Origin of the sequence: Pseudomonas sp. 3-2 (assembly GCF_019710535.1) — a bacterium.
Lineage (GTDB): Bacteria > Pseudomonadota > Gammaproteobacteria > Pseudomonadales > Pseudomonadaceae > Aquipseudomonas > Aquipseudomonas pharyngis.
Genome location: NZ_CP081200.1, coordinates 5,360,931 through 5,380,585, shown reverse-complemented (window position 1 = coordinate 5,380,585; position 19,655 = coordinate 5,360,931). Strand labels below are relative to the sequence as shown.

At 61.5% G+C, this 19,655-nt stretch carries 21 protein-coding genes; 8 read left to right on the top strand and 13 right to left on the bottom strand.

Features of this window, described 5'->3' with window-relative positions:
• Positions 1-3: 3 nt before the first annotated feature.
• Positions 4-1,728, bottom strand: a complete 1,725-nt coding sequence (locus tag K3819_RS24375) for a tetratricopeptide repeat protein (RefSeq protein ID WP_221398091.1) — start codon at positions 1,726-1,728, stop codon at positions 4-6.
• Between the two features lie 182 nt (positions 1,729-1,910).
• Here K3819_RS24375 and hemA point away from each other — a divergent pair, with 182 nt between their 5' ends.
• From hemA to K3819_RS24345, 6 genes are all read left to right on the top strand, one after another.
• Positions 1,911-3,197, top strand: coding sequence for a glutamyl-tRNA reductase (gene hemA / locus K3819_RS24370; RefSeq protein ID WP_007951716.1), 1,287 nt, complete (start codon positions 1,911-1,913; stop codon positions 3,195-3,197).
• Complete coding sequence (gene prfA, locus K3819_RS24365) at positions 3,194-4,276, top strand: peptide chain release factor 1 (RefSeq protein WP_007951714.1); 1,083 nt, start codon at positions 3,194-3,196, stop codon at positions 4,274-4,276. Before hemA ends, prfA begins: the two co-directional genes overlap by 4 nt.
• On the top strand, positions 4,277-5,107 hold the full coding sequence (gene prmC / locus K3819_RS24360) for a peptide chain release factor N(5)-glutamine methyltransferase (RefSeq protein ID WP_085745391.1): 831 nt from the start codon (positions 4,277-4,279) through the stop codon (positions 5,105-5,107).
• Entirely contained in the window at positions 5,101-5,856 is a 756-nt protein-coding gene (locus K3819_RS24355) for a molybdopterin-synthase adenylyltransferase MoeB (RefSeq protein ID WP_007951711.1), read from the top strand. The genes prmC and K3819_RS24355 overlap by 7 nt, the downstream gene beginning before the upstream one ends.
• Entirely contained in the window at positions 5,849-6,640 is a 792-nt protein-coding gene (murI, locus tag K3819_RS24350; RefSeq protein WP_085649219.1) for a glutamate racemase, read from the top strand. Before K3819_RS24355 ends, murI begins: the two co-directional genes overlap by 8 nt.
• 112 nt (positions 6,641-6,752) lie before the next feature.
• The gene (locus K3819_RS24345) at positions 6,753-7,271 is read left to right on the top strand and encodes an acyloxyacyl hydrolase (RefSeq protein WP_221398090.1); all 519 of its coding nucleotides are present in this window, start codon (positions 6,753-6,755) and stop codon (positions 7,269-7,271) included.
• 132 nt (positions 7,272-7,403) lie between these two features.
• Here the strand turns inward: K3819_RS24345 and K3819_RS24340 are convergent, their stop codons facing one another.
• From K3819_RS24340 to K3819_RS24285, 12 genes are all read right to left on the bottom strand, one after another.
• Complete coding sequence (locus K3819_RS24340) at positions 7,404-7,709, bottom strand: YkgJ family cysteine cluster protein (protein ID WP_007951707.1); 306 nt, start codon at positions 7,707-7,709, stop codon at positions 7,404-7,406.
• 52 nt (positions 7,710-7,761) lie between these two features.
• Positions 7,762-8,253: a DUF2878 domain-containing protein gene (locus K3819_RS24335; RefSeq protein WP_085613397.1), complete on the bottom strand. Its 492-nt coding sequence runs from the start codon at positions 8,251-8,253 to the stop codon at positions 7,762-7,764.
• Entirely contained in the window at positions 8,246-9,517 is a 1,272-nt protein-coding gene (locus K3819_RS24330; protein WP_085613396.1) for a cyclopropane-fatty-acyl-phospholipid synthase family protein, read from the bottom strand. Before K3819_RS24330 ends, K3819_RS24335 begins: the two co-directional genes overlap by 8 nt.
• Positions 9,504-10,319: a DUF1365 domain-containing protein gene (locus tag K3819_RS24325; protein ID WP_221398089.1), complete on the bottom strand. Its 816-nt coding sequence runs from the start codon at positions 10,317-10,319 to the stop codon at positions 9,504-9,506. The genes K3819_RS24330 and K3819_RS24325 overlap by 14 nt, the downstream gene beginning before the upstream one ends.
• Positions 10,316-11,563, bottom strand: coding sequence for an NAD(P)/FAD-dependent oxidoreductase (locus tag K3819_RS24320; RefSeq protein ID WP_221398088.1), 1,248 nt, complete (start codon positions 11,561-11,563; stop codon positions 10,316-10,318). The genes K3819_RS24325 and K3819_RS24320 overlap by 4 nt, the downstream gene beginning before the upstream one ends.
• Positions 11,560-12,342, bottom strand: coding sequence for an SDR family oxidoreductase (locus tag K3819_RS24315; protein ID WP_085613393.1), 783 nt, complete (start codon positions 12,340-12,342; stop codon positions 11,560-11,562). Before K3819_RS24315 ends, K3819_RS24320 begins: the two co-directional genes overlap by 4 nt.
• Positions 12,339-12,761 (bottom strand): nuclear transport factor 2 family protein, encoded by a 423-nt coding sequence (locus tag K3819_RS24310; RefSeq protein ID WP_221398087.1) that lies wholly within the window; start codon positions 12,759-12,761, stop codon positions 12,339-12,341. The genes K3819_RS24315 and K3819_RS24310 overlap by 4 nt, the downstream gene beginning before the upstream one ends.
• Positions 12,754-14,199: a deoxyribodipyrimidine photo-lyase gene (gene phrB, locus K3819_RS24305; RefSeq protein ID WP_221398086.1), complete on the bottom strand. Its 1,446-nt coding sequence runs from the start codon at positions 14,197-14,199 to the stop codon at positions 12,754-12,756. Before phrB ends, K3819_RS24310 begins: the two co-directional genes overlap by 8 nt.
• Before the next feature lie 20 nt (positions 14,200-14,219).
• The gene (locus K3819_RS24300; protein WP_221398085.1) at positions 14,220-15,161 is read right to left on the bottom strand and encodes a MerR family transcriptional regulator; all 942 of its coding nucleotides are present in this window, start codon (positions 15,159-15,161) and stop codon (positions 14,220-14,222) included.
• A complete protein-coding gene (locus K3819_RS24295) occupies positions 15,161-16,123 on the bottom strand; it encodes a DUF523 and DUF1722 domain-containing protein (RefSeq protein ID WP_039766312.1) in 963 nt (320 codons plus the stop codon). Before K3819_RS24295 ends, K3819_RS24300 begins: the two co-directional genes overlap by 1 nt.
• 112 nt (positions 16,124-16,235) lie before the next feature.
• Positions 16,236-16,451 carry a TIGR02450 family Trp-rich protein gene (locus K3819_RS24290; RefSeq protein WP_039766311.1) on the bottom strand — a complete coding sequence of 72 codons (216 nt, stop codon included), beginning with the start codon at positions 16,449-16,451 and terminating at the stop codon, positions 16,236-16,238.
• Entirely contained in the window at positions 16,448-17,434 is a 987-nt protein-coding gene (locus tag K3819_RS24285) for an NAD(P)/FAD-dependent oxidoreductase (RefSeq protein ID WP_039766309.1), read from the bottom strand. The genes K3819_RS24290 and K3819_RS24285 overlap by 4 nt, the downstream gene beginning before the upstream one ends.
• 197 nt (positions 17,435-17,631) lie before the next feature.
• Between K3819_RS24285 and K3819_RS24280 the strand changes: the two genes are divergently transcribed.
• Both K3819_RS24280 and hemH read left to right on the top strand, forming a co-directional pair.
• Positions 17,632-18,534 (top strand): TIGR01777 family oxidoreductase, encoded by a 903-nt coding sequence (locus K3819_RS24280; protein WP_039766308.1) that lies wholly within the window; start codon positions 17,632-17,634, stop codon positions 18,532-18,534.
• A 13-nt stretch (positions 18,535-18,547) separates the two neighbouring features.
• Entirely contained in the window at positions 18,548-19,573 is a 1,026-nt protein-coding gene (gene hemH, locus K3819_RS24275; RefSeq protein ID WP_221398084.1) for a ferrochelatase, read from the top strand.
• Positions 19,574-19,655 lie beyond the last annotated feature (82 nt).

The window sequence follows — 19,655 nt, the reverse complement described above, 5'->3', positions numbered from 1 at the left end:
GAGTTAAAGAGTCTCGGATCCGGTCAGGCGCTTGATGGTGCTGCGCAGGATGGTGCTGTCAGGCTGGTCTTTGAGGAACTTGCCCCAGATTTGTTTTGCTTCGCGCTGTTTGCCCTTGGCCCACAGCACTTCGCCCAGATGCGCGGCGACTTCATGATCGGGGAAACGCTCGAGGGCCTGACGCAGGTATTTCTCGGCGTCTTCCAGATTGCCCATGCGAAAGTTCACCCAGCCGAGGCTGTCGAGCACTGCCGGGTCTTCCGGGTTGATCTGGTGCGCCTGCTCGATCAGCGCCTTGGCTTCAGCGTAGCGGGTGGTGCGGTCGGACAGCGTGTAGCCGAGGGCGTTGAGGGCCATGGCGTTGTCCGGATCGCGCTTGATGATCAGGCGCAGGTCTTTTTCCATCTGCGCCAGGTCATTGCGTTTTTCCGCCTGCATCGCGCGGGTGTAAAGCAGATTCAGATCGTCCGGGTACTGCTGCAAGGCTTGTTGCAGGACTTTCCAGGCCTTGTCGCCCTGATTATTGGCGGACAGGGTTTCGGCTTCGATCAGGTACAGCTGGATCGCGTAATCCGGCTGCTCGTCACGCTCGGCGGCCAGTTTGCTCTGGGCTTCGGCGGTCTTGCCGTTGTTCATCAGAATATCGGCCTGACGCAGTTGCGCCGGCAGATAGTCGTTGCCCGGGCCGACCTGGGCATACTCGATGAGCGCGCCTTGCGGGTCGTTGCGCTCTTCGGCAATGCGGCCCAGGTTCAGGTGCGCCGAATCGACATGGCTTTCCCGGGCGATCAGGTCTTCCAGATAGTCCTTGGCCTCGTCCCAGGCCTTGGCTTCGAGGCAGACCAGCGCCAGGGAATAACGCAGTTCGTCGTCTTCCGGGTATTGCTGAACCAGGGTGGAGAACTCGACCTTGGCGTCGTCCATCCTGTCCTGTTCCACCAGCATCCGCGCGTAGGTCAGGCGCAGGCGCTTGTCGTCCGGATACTTCTTGATGCTCTTTTGTAGCAGCGGCAGCGCTTCGTCGCCGCGATTCAGTCCTTGCAGCAGGCGCGCGCGCAGCAGGATCGGGGCGATCTCGCCGTCTTCCGGCGGATGGTCTTCGAGCAGGGCAAGCGCACCTTTGGTGTCGCCATCCTGCTGCATCAGCAGGGCCTTGCCGAAAATCAGCTGATTGTTGTTCGGGTGACGCTGCAACAGGCGGTCGAAGCTTTTCATCAGGCCGTTGCGGGTTTCCTGATCGGTATCGGCGGCCGACAGCGCGAGGAAGTCGAAATGGGTGTCGCCCTTGCCCTGCAGGACTTTCTCCATATAGACCATCGAGTCGTCATAACGCCCGGCGCGCGCCAGTTGAACGGCGGCGGCGCGTTGCGCTTCGAGGTCGTCCGGGGCGTTTTTCGCCCAGATCAGCGCGGTATCGAGGGCCGGCTGGTCGGCGCCCAGGTACTCGGCGATGCGGAACGCACGCTCGGAAACACCCGGATCCTGGGTGTTGATGGCCTGGGTCACGTAGTTGTCCAGGGCAATGTCGAAACGATTGCGCTGACCGGCGAGCTCGGCGCTCAGCAGGCTGAACACCGTCTCCTGGCTGAACGAGCTGTAAACCTTGGGCTTTTCAGGGGCCGGCGTGGTGTCTTCGACCGGTGAGGCACCGTCCTGCGGAACGGGGGCCAAGGCCTGGCAGCCGCTGAGGAAGACAAAAGCGAGGAGCAACGCGGAAGATCTATTCATATAGGAAGAGGACGACTAACCTGCGGTCGGATCATCATGACACAAGCCTTCGGCCAAACATAACCGAGTCTCGATTGTGGCCATTATAGGGGCCGGCAATTGGGACAATAGTCAGCGGTAGTTGTTCTGAATCTGACGAAGTAGGACAATTGCCGGCTTCACGTCACCATCAGCGACCTTGAATGGCCTTCCTTGCACTCGGTATCAACCACAAGACTGCTTCAGTAGACGTCCGCGAGCGCGTGGCCTTTACCCCTGAGCAGCTGGTGGAGGCCTTGCAGCAGCTCTGCCGACTCACCGACAGCCGCGAAGCTGCGATCCTCTCCACCTGCAATCGCAGTGAGCTGTATATAGAACAGGATCAGCTGTCGGCCGATATCGTGCTGCGCTGGCTGGCCGACTATCACCATTTAAGCCTCGATGAGCTGCGCGCGAGTGCTTATGTGCATGAAGACGATGCGGCCGTTCGTCACATGATGCGCGTCGCCTCCGGGCTCGACTCGCTGGTGCTGGGCGAACCGCAGATTCTCGGCCAGATGAAATCGGCCTACGCCGTGGCCCGCGAGGCCGGCACCATCGGGCCGCTGCTCGGGCGACTGTTCCAGGCGACCTTCAATGCTGCCAAGCAGGTGCGCACCGACACTGCCATCGGTGAAAACCCGGTGTCCGTGGCGTTTGCCGCCGTCAGCCTGGCCAAACAGATTTTCAGCGACCTGCAACGCAGCCAGGCCCTGCTGATCGGTGCCGGCGAGACCATCACCCTGGTCGCCCGCCATCTGCATGAACTGGGTGTCAAGCGCATCGTGGTCGCCAACCGGACGCTGGAGCGCGCCAGCCTGCTCGCCGAGCAGTTCGGTGCCCACGCAGTGTTGCTCTCGGACATCCCGGCTGAACTGGTGCGCAGCGACATCGTTATCAGCTCCACCGCCAGTCAGTTGCCGATCCTTGGTAAAGGTGCGGTGGAAAGTGCGCTGAAGCTGCGCAAGCACAAGCCGATCTTCATGGTCGACATCGCTGTTCCCCGTGACATCGAGCCGGAAGTCGGCGAACTCGACGACGTTTACCTCTATAGCGTCGACGATCTGCACGAAGTAGTCGCCGAAAACCTCAAGAGCCGTCAGGGTGCAGCGCAGGCGGCCGAAGAGATGGTTTCGGTCGGCGCCGACGATTTCATGGTGCGCCTGCGCGAGCTGGCGGCGGTCGATGTGCTCAAGGCCTATCGTCAACAGAGTGAACGCCTGCGCGACGAAGAACTGCAAAAGGCCCTGCGCCTGCTGGCCAATGGCGGCAACGCCGAAGACGTCCTCGGGCAACTGGCCCGTGGCCTGACCAACAAACTCCTGCACGCCCCGAGCGTGCAGTTGAAAAAGCTTTCTGCCGAAGGCCGCCTCGATGCGCTGGCCATGGCTCAGGAACTCTTTGCCCTCGAGGGCTCACCGGATAGCTTTTCGGATAAAAAACCGCAATGAAAGCGTCACTGCTCAATAAGCTGGACATTCTCCAGGACCGTTTCGAGGAACTGACCGCGCTGCTCGGCGACGGCGAAGTCATTTCCGACCAGACCAAATTCCGCGCCTATTCCAAGGAATACGCCGAACTTGAGCCGGTGGTACAAGGCTATAAAAAGTTGCTCGGCGTACAAAGCGATCTTGAAGGCGCGCAGGCGCTGCTCAAGGACAGCGACCCGGACATGCGTGAAATGGCCGTGGAAGAAGTCCGCGAAGCCAAGGAATTGCTGATCACGCTGGAATCCGACCTGCAACGCATGCTGCTGCCCAAGGATCCCAACGACGGGCGCAACGTGTTCCTCGAAATCCGCGCCGGCACCGGTGGCGACGAGGCGGCGATCTTCTCCGGCGACCTGTTCCGCATGTATTCGCGTTACGCCGAACGGCGTGGCTGGCGGGTGGAAATCCTTTCGGAGAACGAAGGCGAACATGGCGGCTATAAAGAAGTCATCGCCCGCATCGAAGGCGACAACGTTTACGGCAAGCTGAAATTCGAATCCGGCGCGCACCGTGTACAGCGTGTACCCGCCACCGAATCCCAGGGCCGTATCCACACCTCGGCCTGCACCGTGGCGGTGTTGCCCGAGCCGGACGAGCGTGAAGCCATCGAGATCAACCCGGCGGATTTGCGCGTCGACACTTACCGCTCCTCCGGGGCCGGTGGTCAGCACGTCAACACCACCGACTCGGCGATCCGCATCACCCACATCCCGACCGGCACCGTTGTCGAGTGCCAGGAAGAACGTTCCCAGCACAAGAACCGTGCCCGGGCGATGGCCTGGCTGGCGGCCAAGCTCAACGACCAGCAGACTGCTGCGGCGGCCAACGCCATCGCCAGCGAACGTAAATTGCTGGTGGGCTCCGGTGACCGCTCCGAGCGTATCCGCACCTACAATTTTGCCCAGGGCCGGGTCACCGACCATCGCGTCAACCTGACCCTGTATTCCCTCGACGAAATCCTCGCCGGCGGCGTCGAAGCGGTGATCGAGCCGTTGCTGGCCGAATACCAGGCTGACCAGCTCGCAGCGATAGGTGAGTAAATGACCATCATCGCCAGCCTGTTGCGCGCCGCCGAACTGCCGGATTCGCCTACCGCGCGTCTGGACGCCGAATTGCTTCTGGCCGCCGCGCTGGGCAAGTCGCGCAGTTTTCTCCACACCTGGCCCGAGCGCATCGTGCCCAGCGAAGCCGCACTGGTCTTTGCCGAATACCTGCAACGCCGCCGCAGCGGCGAGCCGGTGGCCTACATTCTGGGCCAGCAGGGTTTCTGGAAGCTGGATCTGGAAGTCGCACCGCACACGCTGATCCCGCGCCCGGACACCGAACTGCTGGTGGAAGCCGCGCTGGAGTTGCTGCCGGCGACCCCGGCCAAAGTTCTCGATCTGGGCACCGGCAGCGGGGCGATTGCCCTGGCTCTGGCCAGCGAGCGCCCGGCGTGGAAGGTCACCGCCGTGGATCGCGTGCTGGAAGCCGTGGCCCTGGCCGAACGCAATCGCCAGCGTCTGCACCTGAATAACGCAACGGTGCTGAGCAGTCACTGGTTCAGCGCCCTTGAAGGCAAGCGTTTCGAGCTGATCATCAGCAACCCGCCGTACATCCGCGCCGCCGATCCGCATCTGGTTGAAGGTGATGTGCGTTTCGAGCCGGAAAGCGCCTTGGTGGCCGGCATCGACGGGCTCGACGATCTGCGGCTGATCATCGCCCAGGCGCCGGCCCATCTCGAGGCCGGTGGCTGGCTGATGCTCGAACACGGCTATGATCAAGCCGAAGCCGTGCGCGATCTGCTGCTGACGCAAGGTTTTGACGAAGTCCACAGCCGCACCGATCTGGGCGGCCATCAACGGATCAGCCTGGGGCGCCTGCCGTGCTGAATGATCAGGAATTGTTGCGCTACAGTCGGCAGATCCTGCTGCAACACATCGACATCGATGGACAGTTGAAGCTCAAGGACAGCCGGGTATTGATCGTCGGCCTCGGTGGTCTCGGTGCGCCGGTGGCCTTGTATCTGGCGGCGGCGGGTGTCGGTGAGTTGCACCTGGCGGATTTCGACACGGTCGACCTGACCAACCTGCAACGCCAGATCATCCACGACACCGACAGCGTCGGCATGACCAAGGTCGACTCGGCGCTCAAGCGCCTGAGCGCGATCAATCCTGAAATCAAACTGGTGCCTCATCGTCAGGCGCTGGACGAGGATTCCCTCGCCGCAGCCGTGGCGGCGGTGGATCTGGTGCTCGACTGCTCGGACAATTTCTCTACCCGCGAAGCGGTCAACGCCGCGTGCGTGGCGGCACGCAAGCCCTTGGTCAGCGGCGCGGCGATCCGCCTCGAGGGGCAACTCTCGGTGTTCGACCCGCGTCGCGCCGAAAGCCCGTGCTACCACTGCCTGTACGGTCACGGCAGCGAAGCCGAACTCACTTGCAGCGAAGCCGGCGTGGTCGGGCCGCTGGTCGGTCTGGTCGGCAGCCTGCAAGCGCTGGAAGCCTTGAAGTTGCTGGCGGGTTTTGGCGAACCACTGGTGGGCCGTCTGCTGTTGATCGATGCGCTGGGTTCGCGCTTCCGTGAGCTGCGGGTCAAGCGCGACCCCGGTTGCAGCGTCTGTGGTTCGCAGCATGCGTGAAGCGCCGATCGCCGTATTCGACTCCGGTGTCGGCGGCGTGTCGGTGCTGGCGGAAATCCAGCACCTGCTGCCGAATGAATCGCTGCTGTACCTCGGCGATTGCGGCCACATCCCTTATGGCGAGAAAACCCCGGAATTCATCCGCCAGCGTTGTAGCGTGATGGCCGGTTTTTTCCGCGAGCAGGGGGCCAAGGCGCTGGTGATCGCGTGCAATACCGCGACCGTGGCCGGCGTTGCCGATCTGCGCCGGGACTTTCCCGACTGGCCGATCGTCGGCATGGAGCCGGCGGTCAAACCGGCCGCCGCGGCCACCCGCAGCGGCGTGGTCGGCGTACTCGCCACCACCGGCACCTTGCAGAGCGCCAAGTTCGCCGCATTGCTCGACCGCTTCGCCACGGATGTGCGGGTCATCACTCAGCCGTGTCCTGGACTGGTCGAGCGGATTGAAAGCGGCGATCTGCACAGCGCCGAGTTGCGTGCATTGCTCAAGCACTACGTTGACCCGCTACTGGCCAACGGCTGCGACACGATCATTCTGGGCTGCACCCATTACCCGTTTCTCAAGCCGATGCTCAAGTCGATGATCCCCGAGAGCATCAGCCTGATCGATACCGGCGCGGCGGTAGCGCGGCAACTGCAGCGGCTGCTGGCCGAGCGTGATCTGCTCGCCGAAGGTCCGAACCGACCGGTCAGATTCTGGACCAGCGCCGATCCCGCGTCTTTACGCAAGACCCTGGTCCTGCTGGATCAAGTCGTTGGCGACGTTAAAAGATTCACTTTGTAAAAAAAATGTGAAATATCTAAAAAGTCAGCTGAACTTCTGACCAAGCGCAGATTTCTATAGCGCAGAGTGACCTAAAAAACCAAACGATCGTTCCGGAAAAGGAAGTTTCAACGTGAAGCGACTATTCTGCTTGGCCGCGATTGCGGCTGCACTGATGGGGCAAAGTTTTACCGCACAAGCTGCTGGCGTCGAGTTTGCAGTGGGTGCTACCAGCGATTCGACCATGACTTATCGCCTGGGCATGAATTTCGATTGGGATAAAAGCTGGCTGCAAAGTGACGTGGGTCGTCTGACCGGTTACTGGAGCGGTGCCTACACTTATTGGGAAGGCGACAAGACGTCGAGCAACAACAGCCTGTCGTTCTCGCCGGTATTTGTTTACGAGTTTGCCGGTCAGTCGGTCAAACCGTATGTCGAGGCGGGGATCGGCGTGGCGCTGTTCTCCAACACCGAATACGAAGACAACAAGCTCGGCGGCTCCTTCCAGTTCGAAGACCGTATCGGTTTCGGCCTGCGCTTCAATGGCGGGCATGAAGTCGGGATCCGTGCGACGCACTATTCCAACGCCGGTCTGAGCAGCGAAAACGACGGGGTGGAAAGCTACGCACTGCATTACACGATGCCGCTGTAAAACGGCTTCATGTAAAAAGAGTGGGAGCGAGCTTGCTCGCGATTGCGATTTCACAATCAATGCTTATGTTGACTGGTGATCCGTTATCGCGAGCAGGCTCGCTCCCACAGTCGTTTTAGGGTGACTGAACGGTCAGCGATACGCCGTGGCAATTCCCTGGCGTTCGTCGATGCATTCCGGGGCGCCCATTTCGAATTCGCGGCAGATCAGCGGGCGCTTCTCGTAAATCGTGCACATCATCGTGTCGCGATCCAGCGCCGCGCACCAGCCGTCGTCCAGACGCAGCATCACCTCGCCACCCCAATCGTCGGTATCGATAAAACGCTCGGGGACGCCAGTGTCGGTGATCAGCATCACCTCAAGCTGACAGCAGCAGGCTGCACAGGTCGAACAGGTGACCTCAGGCTCGGCAATTTGCCGATGGGGAATGGTTTTCATGGCGCCAGTGTACGGCAGTGACCGGTGAGCGTGTGAAAGGCCTGACAGGCGTTTAACGCGCCAGCCGTCGGGACAATTGGTGCAGCAGCGGAAACAGCAACGCCCACAGCAGTGCGATGCCGATCAGGGTCGGTAACTCACCGAAAGGAAATTGCACACCGGCCAGTCGTCCGCCGGCGCCATAGGACAGCGCGCCACCTGCCGCGCCGAGCAGACTGGCCAGCCACCACGGCCGTGCGCTCCATTGCAGGCAATGACGCAATGTCGTGGCGAACAACGCCCACAGCAACATCAGCCACAGCGGAATCAGCGGCGACAGATCCTTGAACTCGAAAACCCCGAGGCCGCGCAACACGCTGTCCACCGCCGTGCCGATAATCACCACGCTGAGGATCAATCGGCCTTCATGCGCCCAATTGCTGATCCAGCGCAGATGAATCACCAGCACCGCCAGCGCCAGCAGCAACCACAAACTGTTACCGCCGAGCACGCAGGCCAGCCAGCCGATCTGGAACAGCACCGCGTTGGCCAACCGCTCAAGCATCGAATCGGCCCAGCAAAGGCGCGGTCATCGCCGCCGGTTTGGCCAGCACCAGCTGTGCGGTGCCGATGGTGCGCTCGAGGAATCCACCCTCGCAGTAACACAGGTAGAACTCCCACAACCTGAGGAAGTAATCGTCATAGCCCAGTTCGCTCAGACGGCCGTGAGCATGGCGAAAGTTCTCGTGCCACAGACGCAGGGTGCGGGCGTAATGCAGGCCGAAGTCTTCCATGTGCAGCAGGTTCATGTCGGTGTCGCGGCCGACGATTTCGAGCATTTTCTGTACGCAGGGCAGGGCACCGCCGGGGAAAATGTAGCGCTGGATGAAGTCCACGCCACGGCGCGCCTGTTCGTAGCGCTGTTCGCGGATGGTGATTGCTTGCAACAGCATCAGGCCGTTGTTCTTGAGCAGGTGCGCGCACTGTTTGAAGTAGGTCGGCAGGAAGCGGTGGCCGACCGCCTCGATCATTTCGATCGACACCAGTTTGTCGTACTGGCCGGTGAGGTCGCGGTAGTCCTTGAGCAGCAGCGTCACTTGATCCTGCAAACCGAGGCGTTCGATGCGGGCCGCGGTGAAGGCGAACTGCTCCTTCGACAGCGTCGTGGTGGTGACTTTGCAGCCGTAGTGCTGCGCCGCGTAGAGCGCCATGCTGCCCCAGCCGGTGCCGATTTCCAGAAGGTGGTCACCGGGCTTGAGCGCGAGTTTCTGGCAGATCCGCTCCAGTTTGTTCAGTTGCGCCTGCTCCAGGCTGTCGTCGGGGCTGAGAAACTGCGCAGCCGAATACATCATGGTCGGGTCGAGGAACTGCTCGAACAGGTCATTGCCGAGGTCGTAATGCGCGGCGATGTTTTTCTGCGAGCCCTGGCGCGTATTGCGGTTGAGCCAGTGCAGCCCGCGCACCAGCGGGCGACCGAGCCGGGCCAGGCCACCTTCCATGGCGTCGAGCACTTCAAGGTTGCTGACGAACACACGCACTACGGCCGTCAGATCCGGCGAGCGCCAGTAGCCATGAATAAAGGCCTCACCGGCACCGATCGAACCATTGCCGGCGACCAGCCCCCAGACGGCGGGATCCAGCACCTGAATTTCCCCCACCAGCGTGCTGCCCGGCGTACCAAAGACGTGGCGTTCGCCGTCCTCGATCACGATCAGTTGACCCTGCTTGAGCTGCTCGAGCTTGCGCAGCACTCCCCGGCGCAGCAGCGATCCGCTCAGGCCGTGGGGGCTGAGCAGGCTGGCTTTGGCCGAGACGCTAGTGGATTTCATGGTGGCGTTCCTCGGTCGGTACGGTGGCGGTTCGAAAGCGGTCGTCGGCACGCTGGTGGTCATACACCGGGGTGCGCTTGAGCAACAGGCGCAGCGCCTGCCAATAAATCGCCAGCGCGGTCTTGGCGGTCATCCAGGGGAAGCGCCACAGGTGCCGGTGCAAGTGGCGCCGATCAAGGGGGACGCGTCGCAGATCGAGGGTGGCGTCGAACAGTTTTTGCTCGCCTTGCCAGTCGGCCATGTGCACACCCAGGACCTGCGCGGCAGGGCTGAAGCTCATGCGGTATTCCAGGTCCGGCGGCAGGAACGGCGACACGTGAAAGGCCTTGGTCACGGCAAAGTGCTGGTGAAAGTCCTGAAGCTGAGTCGGCGCTCGAGCCGGCAGCACGTAGTGATAACGCTCGCGCCACGGAGTGTTGCGGACTTCGCAGAGAATCGCCGCCAGTTGGCCGTCGGCCTCGTGGCAATAGAAAAAACTCACCGGGTTGAACGACAGGCCCCAGCTGCGCGGCTGGGTCAGCAGGCAGATCGAACCTTGCGGCGCATGGCCCAGGGCTTCGCCGACCAACTGGCGCACCGCATCGCTCAGGCGTATACCCCGGCCGGTGAAGGTTTTCAGGTAGTCGGTTTCGCGGAATGAAAACGGCGCAAAGCGGCTGGTGCCTGCCAGGTGGGACAGGCCCAGCACGGTCTCCTGTTCAGCCAGATCGAGATACAGCATGCCGATCCGGTAACGAAACTCATGACGGCGCGGAGCAAATCGCCGATGGGCGATCCAGCCACTGTAGAGCGCGCTGTTCACAGGCTTTCTCCGAAGGCTGCGGCCACGCGCAGGGCGCTGACCACGCCGTCCTCATGAAAACCGTTGGCCCAATAGGCGCCGCAATAATGCGTGTGTTGCGCGCCGTCGATTTCAGCCCAGCGCTGCTGTGCCGCCACGGCCGCGAGGCTGAATTGCGGGTGGGCATAGGTGAAGCGCGCCAGCACCTTGGACGGCGTGATGCCAGCGCTCTGGTTAAGGCTGACGCAGAACGTGGTGCCGCTCTGGAGGCCTTGCAGAATGTTCATGTCATAAGTCACGGCCGCCCGGGTATGACCCGCTCCGCCGAGGCGATAATTCCAGCTGGCCCAGGCCTGTTTGCGTGTGGGCAGCAGGCGGGTGTCGATGTGCAGCACCACTTCGTTGTCGGCGTAGGGCAGGGCGCCGAGGATTTCCCGTTCTTTATCGTCAGGATTTCCCAGCAGTCGCAACGCCTGATCGCTGTGACAGGCCAGCACCACTTTGTCGAAACGTTCGATGCCGGCCGGGCTGTGGATAACCACGCCGTGCGCATCGCGATCGATCCGGCTCACCGGGCAGTTCAGGCGGATGCGTTCCTTGAACGACGCGGTCAGCGGCGCGATGTAAGCACTTGAGCCACCCTCGATCACCTGCCACTGCGGCCGGTTGCTGATCGACAGCAACCCGTGATTCTCGAAAAAACGCACGAAGAACTGCAGCGGGAAATTGAGCATCTCGGCCATCGGCATCGACCAGATCGCCGCGCCCATCGGCACGATGTAATGCAGGATGAAACGCTCGCCGTACCCGCCGGCCTTGAGGTAATCGTCCAGGGTGGTGTCGGCGGCGATTCGCTGTTCGGCAAGGTCGCGCCGGGCCTCTTTGTTGAACCGCAGGATGTCGCGCAACATGCCCCAGAATCCTGGGGACAGCAGATTGCTGCGCTGGGCGAACAGGCTGTTGAGGTTGTTGCCGTTGTATTCCAGGCCAGTGTCCGGATCGTTGACCGAAAAGCTCATCTCGGTGGGTTTGAACGTCACACCCAGTTGGCCAAGCAAACGAATGAAGTTCGGATACGTCCAGTCGTTGAACACGATAAAGCCGGTGTCCACCGAATACTCGCGCCCGTCCACGGTGACCGGCACCGTGTGCGTATGGCCGCCGATCCGGGCGTCTGCTTCGAACACGGTGATTTCGTGTCGGCGTGCGAGCAGGTACGCGCAGGTCAAACCGGCGATGCCGCTGCCGACGATGGCGATTTTCATGTTGCATCCCTGAGCGGCGGGTTGCTGCGCACCATGCGTTTGCCAATCGCCAGTTGTACGCGGGCGGGCATTTTCGACAAGGGCCACAGGGCTGCCATGAACAGTGCGGGGAAGGCGATCTCCAGCGGCCGATCCTTCAGCTTGGCGAAGATATGCCGCGCGGCTTTGTCCGCAGGCCAGCTGAGTGGCATCGGAAAATCATTTTTGGCGGTCAGCGGTGTATCGACGAATCCTGGGCTGATTACCGTGACTTCAATACCTTCGTCCGCCAGGTCGATGCGCAGGGATTCGAACAGATAACGCAGCCCGGCCTTCGATGCGCCATAGGCTTCGGCGCGTGGCAGCGGCACATAGGTCACCGAGCTGGCCATCCCCACCAGATGCGGTGCCGTACCTTTGCGCAGCAAGGGCAGGGCGGCTTCGATGCAATAGCTGCTGGCGAGCAGGTTGGTACGCACCACGTGCTCGATGATCGAGGCGTCGAACTGGTGAGCGTCGACGTATTCGCAGGTCCCGGCATTGAGGATGACGGTATCCAGCGAGCCCCAGTCCGCGGCTATCTGTTCGCCAATTTCGCGTACGGTCTGGCTGTTGGTCAGATCGCCGGGCAACACCAGAACCTGTCCCGGATACCGTTGTGACAGAACCTTGAGCGGCGCGACCTGGCGGGAACTGACCGCCAGCTGTGCACCGCTTTTGAGAATGTCTTCCGCGAGTGCTGCGCCGATGCCACTGCTGGCACCGGTCAACCAGTAACGACGTGGAGCTGTACGACTCATCCCAATCTCCTTTTCAGCCAGGCGATCACCCGGCCCAATACAGGTAAATGTTCATAAAGCAGCGCTCCGGCATCGAAGTAATCCCGATGGCGGTAAACCTTGTCGCGCCAGAGCAGATGCGAGCAGCCGGCGACGCGGATCAGTTGCCCACCGCTCAGGCGCGGGTGGCGGTAACTCATGACCCAGCGCAGATAACCTTCGCCTTCGCCGATCTGGTCGAAGCCGTGGAAATCGAAGCGCAGTTCGTTGACGTTGGCGTACAACTCGCTGAAGTAACCGCGCAGGTTCGTCAGCCCCTGCACTTCGTGCATCGGATCGGTGAAATGAATGTCCTCGCTGTACAGTCCGTCCAGGGTGCGCAGGTTGTCTTTATTCAACTGTGCGAACCGCTGGGCGAAACCGCGCAGGAATTCACTCATCGCTCACTCCTTGAGACGCGCGCGACGGCAGGTTCTTGAACGCTGCCAGCGCCCGCTCCCGTGATGCATTCAGATTAACGATCGGCGCCGGATAGTCGGCGACGCCGAACAACCCGCCAGCACTGGCCGGGTTGTGCACTTCTTTCTTGTTCAGCCCGGCCAGCTCCGGCAGCCAGTGCTTGATGAACAGGCCTTCGCTGTCGAATTTTTCCGACTGGCTGAGCGGGTTGAAGATGCGGAAATACGGCGCCGAATCGGTGCCGGTCGAGGAACTCCACTGCCAGCCGCCGTTGTTGGCGGCCAGATCGCCGTCGATCAGGTGGCGCATGAAGAAACGCTCGCCTTCGCGCCAGTCGATCAACAGGTTCTTGGTCAGAAACATCGCCACCACCATCCGCAGGCGGTTGTGCATCCAGCCGGTTTCCAGCAGTTGGCGCATGGCTGCATCGATGATCGGCAAGCCGGTGCGCGCCTCTTGCCAGGCGGCCAGATCCTCTGGTGCGTCGCGCCAGGCCAGGGCTTCGGTTTCCGGACGGAATGCGCGATGCCGTGAAACCCGCGGATAACCGACGAGAATATGTTTGTAGAACTCGCGCCACAGCAGTTCGTTGATCCAGGTGACGGCGCCGACCTTGCCGCTTTCGAATTCACCCTGATTGCTTTGCAGGGCGGCGTGCAGGCATTGGCGCGGCGAGATCACGCCTGCAGCCAGATAGGCCGAAAGCTGGCTGGTGCCGGGTTTGGCCGGGAAGTCGCGTTCGCTCTTGTAGTAGTCGATCTGTGCATCGGCGAACGTGTCGAGGCGACGCCGGGCCTCGGTTTCACCGGCGGGCCACAAGGCGCGCAGGGAGTCGCCGGGTGTCGGGAACCCTTCGATGGTTGTTGGAACGGGGTCACTGTCGATGTTCAACGCCGATTGTTTGCCCGGGGCCTGTTTCAGCGAAGGCATCGAGCGGTGCAAGCGTTCGTAGCAGACCTTGCGGAACTGGCTGAACACCTGGAAGTAAGTGCCGGTTCGGGTCAGCACGCTGCCGGGCTTGAACAGCAATTGGTCGAGGTAACTGTGGAAGGTGATGCCTGCCGCTTGCAACGCTTCGGCAACTGCCTCGTCGCGACGGCTTTCGTTGATGCCGTATTCTTCGTTGACGTGCACCGCCTCGATCTTCAGTTGCCGACACAGTTCGAGCAGCACGGCGGGTGCCTGATCCCAGCGAGGCGCGGTGCGGATCAGGAGCGGGATGTTCAGGTCGCCAAGGCTTTTGCTCAATTCACGCAGATTGCGCAGCCAGAAATCGATCTTGCACGGCGCGTCGTCATGTTCCTGCCATTGCTCAGGGCTCAACAGGTACACGGCGACGGTCGGGCCGCGTTCGGCGGCGGCCGCGAGGGCGGTGTTGTCATGTTGGCGCAAGTCGCTGCGCAGCCAGATCAATTGCATGTCGGTCTCTGTCGGAATCATTAAATCAACCCACGCTCAATGAGTGCCCGATGTGCCGAAAGGGGGGCTTCGGCCAGGAACAGATCAGCGAGTTCGGAAGTCTTTGCGGACAACTCGGCGTGGTGAATACACACCGTTGGTCCGACAATCAGTTTCGGGCAGCTGACACCGTTGAACAGTTTCGGTAGCTGCGCCAGGTTCAGGGCTTTGCTGGAATACAGCAGTACGCCACGGGCTTTCAGGGTATCGGTTGCCAACGCCAGTTCGCCGGCCGGCAGCGGCCAATCGAATACCTGCACCGGGCAATCGGCGCTGCTGATCAGCCAGGCGCAGAGCCACAGATGCGGCTCCAGTGGCAGGTCCGACTGGTTAATCAGCAGCAGCGGCGCGGTGCGCAACTGACGATTGTTATGGTAGATGCGTGCGCCGAATTTGCTGCGCAACCAGGCATAAAAGAACACCCGCTCCATCTGCGCGCCGAACTGGCCCTGCCAGCGCTGTTCAAGATCGCTTAGTAGCGGCAGCAGCAATTGCTCGCACAGAGTGCGTGGCGGATACAGCGCCATCGCCTGGTTGATGCCGTCGTCGAGGCTGCGCTCGTTCATGTGGGTGACCGCCAGCAGGGCGGCCTGGCGCAGCGGATGCCATTCGTCCTGCGCCGGTTCGTTGAACGTCTGCGCGGTGTCGAGCAGCGGTTTGACCTGGCTGACCGCTACGCCACGGTTGAGCCAGGTAAGGATGTTCTGGATACGTTGCACATGCTCAGCGTTGTACAAGCGATGGCCCTTGGGCGTGCGCTGCGGAACGATCAGCCCATAGCGCCGTTCCCAGGCGCGCAGGGTGACGGCGTTCACGCCGGTCTGACGGGCGACTTCGCGGATCGGCAGCCAGCCCTCGTCGAGGGCTTTCTTGAAGTCGGCGCCGAGGTCTTCCCGGGCGCTGGTGTCGGGTGAGTCGTTCATCAAATGGCGTTTCGCAGGCTGAGGTTTTCCGGATGCGGTTGCAGGTACACCTGCTGCGCAATGTAGGGATCCGGGTGGAGGCGAAAGTGATGCTTGAGCAGCGTCAGCGGCACCACCAGCGGCACGATGCCGTGCCGGTACTGGCCGATGATGTGCTGCACTTCCTGTTTGTCTTCGGGGCTGATCGCCTGTTTCAGGTAGCCACTGATGTGCTGCAGGACGTTGCTGTGGGTACGGCGGGTGGCGCATTTTTTCAGTGCCGCCATCAGTTCGCTGAAATAGCGCGGGCCCAGCTCGGCCGGGTCGGTCTGGCCCATGTTGCCCAGCAGATTGCCCAGCGCCTTGTATTGCACCGGGTTGTGCGCCATCAGCAGGTATTTGTAGCGCGAGTGGAATTCGGTGAGCACGCGGCGGCTCAGGCCCTGCTTGAGCACTTGTTGCCATTCGCGGTAGGCGAGCACGCGGGTGATGAAATTCTCCCGCAGCACCGGATCGTTGAGACGCCCGGCTTCTTCCACCGGCAGATCCGGGTGCTGTGCACAGAACGCCTCGGCGTAGATGCCACGCCCACCACCATTCACCGGTGCGCCGTTGGCGTGGTAGACCTTGACTCGCTCAAGTCCGCAGGACGGCGATTGCTGCATGAAGATGTAGCCGCAGATGTCATTGAGCTCCCCGGCCATTTTCTCGCCGTAGGCGGCCAATGGCTGGGTGACGTTGATCGACGGATTGACGGTGCCGACTGCATCAGGCTTTTGCGGATCGCCCACCAGCCGAATCGGCTCGCGGGGAATCCCCAGACCAATCGCTACTTCAGGACAGACGGGAACGAATTCGAAATGCTCGGCCAGGGTGCGGCTGCACAGCCGCGATTCCTTGTGCCCGCCGTTGTAGCGCACTTCGGCGCCCATCAGGCAGGCGCTGATGGCGATTTTCGGTAGGGACGTCGATGAGTCGGACATGCAGCAACCTCGAATCTGAACCTGTACAGACAAATAGATTTGTACACCATGCTTTCAGCATAGATTTATGGGTGTACAAGTCAAACTTTTTGTATAAGTTTTTTTGAGGTTTTTAGCGCCAGCCCATTTTCCAGCGTGAATCATCCTGCAGGGCATGCCAGTCGCATTGCTCAGTACGCCGGGTCAGCACCGCCTGCAATTCGATTTCCAGCACCGTGCCGTCCTCGTCGCGGAACAGTTCGGTCACCAGAAAATGCTTTTCGCGGTTTTGCGGGTGGGCTGCTGTCCATTTCGACAGCAGCAATTTGCGCGGGTTGATGCGATTCACTGCAGGTGTTCGTGCAAGCGTCTTGCCGCCTCCTGGCCACTGAGCCATGCCCCTTCGACCCGACCCGACAGGCACCAGTCGCCACAGGCATACAGGCCCAGATCGGCGTCGGCCAGGGTGCCCCATTCATGACTGCTGGCCGGCCGGGCATAGAGCCAGCGGTGGGCGAGGCTGAAGGTCGGGGCCGGCATGGCGCTGTGCAGCAATTCGGCGAAGGCACCGTGCAATTGTTCGATCACCGCTTCCTTGGGCAGATCGATGTGCTGCCGGCTCCAGGCACTGGTGGCGTGCAGGACCCAGGTGTCGCACGTGGTGTCGCGTCCCGGTTTGCTGCGGTTGCGGGCCAGCCAGTCGAGGGCGCTGTCCTGGACGAAGCAGCCTTCGATTGGCGTATCCAGCGGTGTATCGAAGGCGAGGGCGACGGCCCAGGTCGGGTCCATTTTCACGCCGGCGGCGGCACCGGCGAGTTTCGGTGCGGAGGCCAGCAGGGCTGTAGCCTGAGGCGCCGGTGTGGCGACCACCACGTGGCTGAACGGCCCGTGGGTGAAACCTTCGGCATCTTGCAGGTGCCAGTGTTCTTCGCCGCGATAGACCTCGGTGATCCGGCAGGCGAAATGCACTTCCAGGCCATCGAGCAGGCCCCGGGTGATGGCGCTCATGCGTGGCGTACCGACCCAGCGGGTCTGTTCGTCCGGCGACAGGTTCAACTGCCCGCCATGAAAGGTGTAGAGCTGCGGTGCCCATTCGGCGACCCAGCCTTTGCTTTGCCAGCGCTGGACTTCGGTCACGAAGCGCCGATCACGGGCGGTGAAGTATTGCGCGCCCATGTCCAGCGAACCGGCATCGCTGCGCTTGCTCGACATGCGCCCGCCGCTGCCGCGACTTTTATCGAACAACTGAACGGTATGCCCGGCATCTGTCAGCGCCTGGGCGGCGGAGAGTCCGGCGATGCCGGTGCCAATGATTGCGATAGGTACAGTCATAGGGGCCTCGTTTACCTTTCTGTACAGACTACGCCGTGGATGAAACCTGTACAATTATGTTTTTTGGTATAACTTCCAGCGTTCTTGTTCTGACAGCTTGGCCTATGGTTAAACAATAGAGCCTGCCCGATAGAAAAGATCCCTGTTTATAAAAATAGACTAGTGATCGGGGTAAAACGCCACGCGAGGAAGAAGTCATGCACATATTGCTGACCGGCGGTACTGGATTGATCGGACGTCAGCTTTGCCGGCACTGGTCCGCACAGGGGCATCGCCTGACGGTCTGGAGTCGTCGTCCAGAAAAAGTCGCGAAAATCTGTGGCGCCCAGGTGCGTGGCATTGCGCGTCTGGAGGACCTTGGCGACGAACCGGTCGACGTGATTGTCAACCTGGCCGGCGCGCCGATTGCCGACCGGCCGTGGACCCATCGGCGCAAGGCGTTGTTGTGGAGCAGTCGGATTACGCTGACCGAAGCGTTGCTGGCGTGGCTGGAACATCGCGGGCAGAAACCGTCGCTGCTGATCTCGGGCTCGGCCGTGGGTTGGTACGGTGACGGCGGCGAACGCGAGTTGACCGAGGACTCGCCACCGGTGATTGACGATTTCGCCAGCCAGTTATGCATCGCCTGGGAGGAAACCGCGCAACGCGCCGAAGCGATGGACATTCGCGTGGTGCTGGTGCGCACCGGGCTGGTGCTGTCGGCCGAGGGCGGCTTTTTGTCGCGCCTGCTGCTGCCGTTCAAGCTCGGGCTGGGCGGGCCTTTGGGCAACGGTCGGCAGTGGATGCCGTGGATTCATATCGATGACCAAATCGCCCTGATTGATTTTCTTCTGCACCGCGATCAGGCGAGCGGTCCTTATAATGCGTGCGCGCCGAAACCTGTGCGCAATCGCGAATTCGCCAAGACCCTGGGCAGCGTGTTGCACCGCCCGGCGTTCATGCCGATGCCGGCCCTCGCCTTGAAGGTCGGGCTCGGCGAGATGTCATTGCTGTTGCTGGGTGGCCAACGGGCCACGCCCAAACGCTTGCTGGAAGCGGGATTCACTTTCCGGTTCACGGATTTACGCGCGGCCCTGGACGATCTTTCCAGCCGCCTCTGAAATAGGACGTTGCATGACCGATCACGCCTTGCTTCTGGTCAACCTGGGTTCGCCGGCCTCCACTTCGGTGGCCGACGTGCGCCGCTATCTCAATCAATTCCTGATGGACCCGTACGTGATCGACCTGCCGTGGCCGGTGCGGCGTCTGCTGGTGTCGCTGATTCTGATCAAGCGCCCGGAGCAGTCGGCCCATGCCTACGCCTCGATCTGGTGGGACGAAGGGTCGCCGCTGGTGGTACTCAGTCGTCGCCTGCAACAGCAGATGAAGGCGCAGTGGACCCACGGCCCGGTGGAGCTGGCCATGCGTTACGGTGAGCCGTCCATCGAGACAAATCTGCTGAAACTGGTCGCGGCGGGACACAAACGCATCACCCTCGCGCCGCTTTATCCACAATTCGCCGACAGCACCACCACCACCGTGATCGAAGAAGCCAAGCGGGTGGTGCGCGAGAAAAAACTCGATGTGCAACTGTCGGTGTTGCAGCCGTTCTACGATCAGCCGGAATATCTCGACGCCCTGGTGGCCAGCGCCAAACCGCATTTGCAGCAGGATTACGATCACCTGTTGCTGAGCTTCCATGGTTTGCCTGAGCGGCACCTGACCAAGCTCGACCCGACCGGCAATCATTGCTTCAAAAATGAAGATTGCTGCAAGAACGCCTCGGCTGCCGTATTGGCCACCTGTTATCGCGCCCAATGCCTGCGCACAGCGGCGTTGTTCGCAGAACGCATGGGGCTGCCGGACGGCAAGTGGTCGGTGTCGTTTCAGTCGCGGCTGGGCCGGGCGAAATGGATCGAGCCCTACACCGAAGCGCTGCTGGATGAACTGGCCAAAAGCGGCGTGAAGAAGATTCTGGTGATGTGCCCGGCGTTCGTCGCCGATTGCATCGAGACCCTGGAAGAGATCGGCGATCGCGGCAAGGAACAGTTTTGTGAGGCAGGGGGCGAGGAGTTGGTGCTGGTGCCGTGCCTGAATGACGACCCTCAATGGGCGAAGGCGTTGGCAACACTTTGTGAACGGGCGCCACTGGCCCTCTAGTAAGAGCCAAAAGCTTCGCGAGCAAGCCCGCTCCCACATTTGATTGCATTTCAATGTGGGAGCGGGCTCGCTCGCGAAGGCT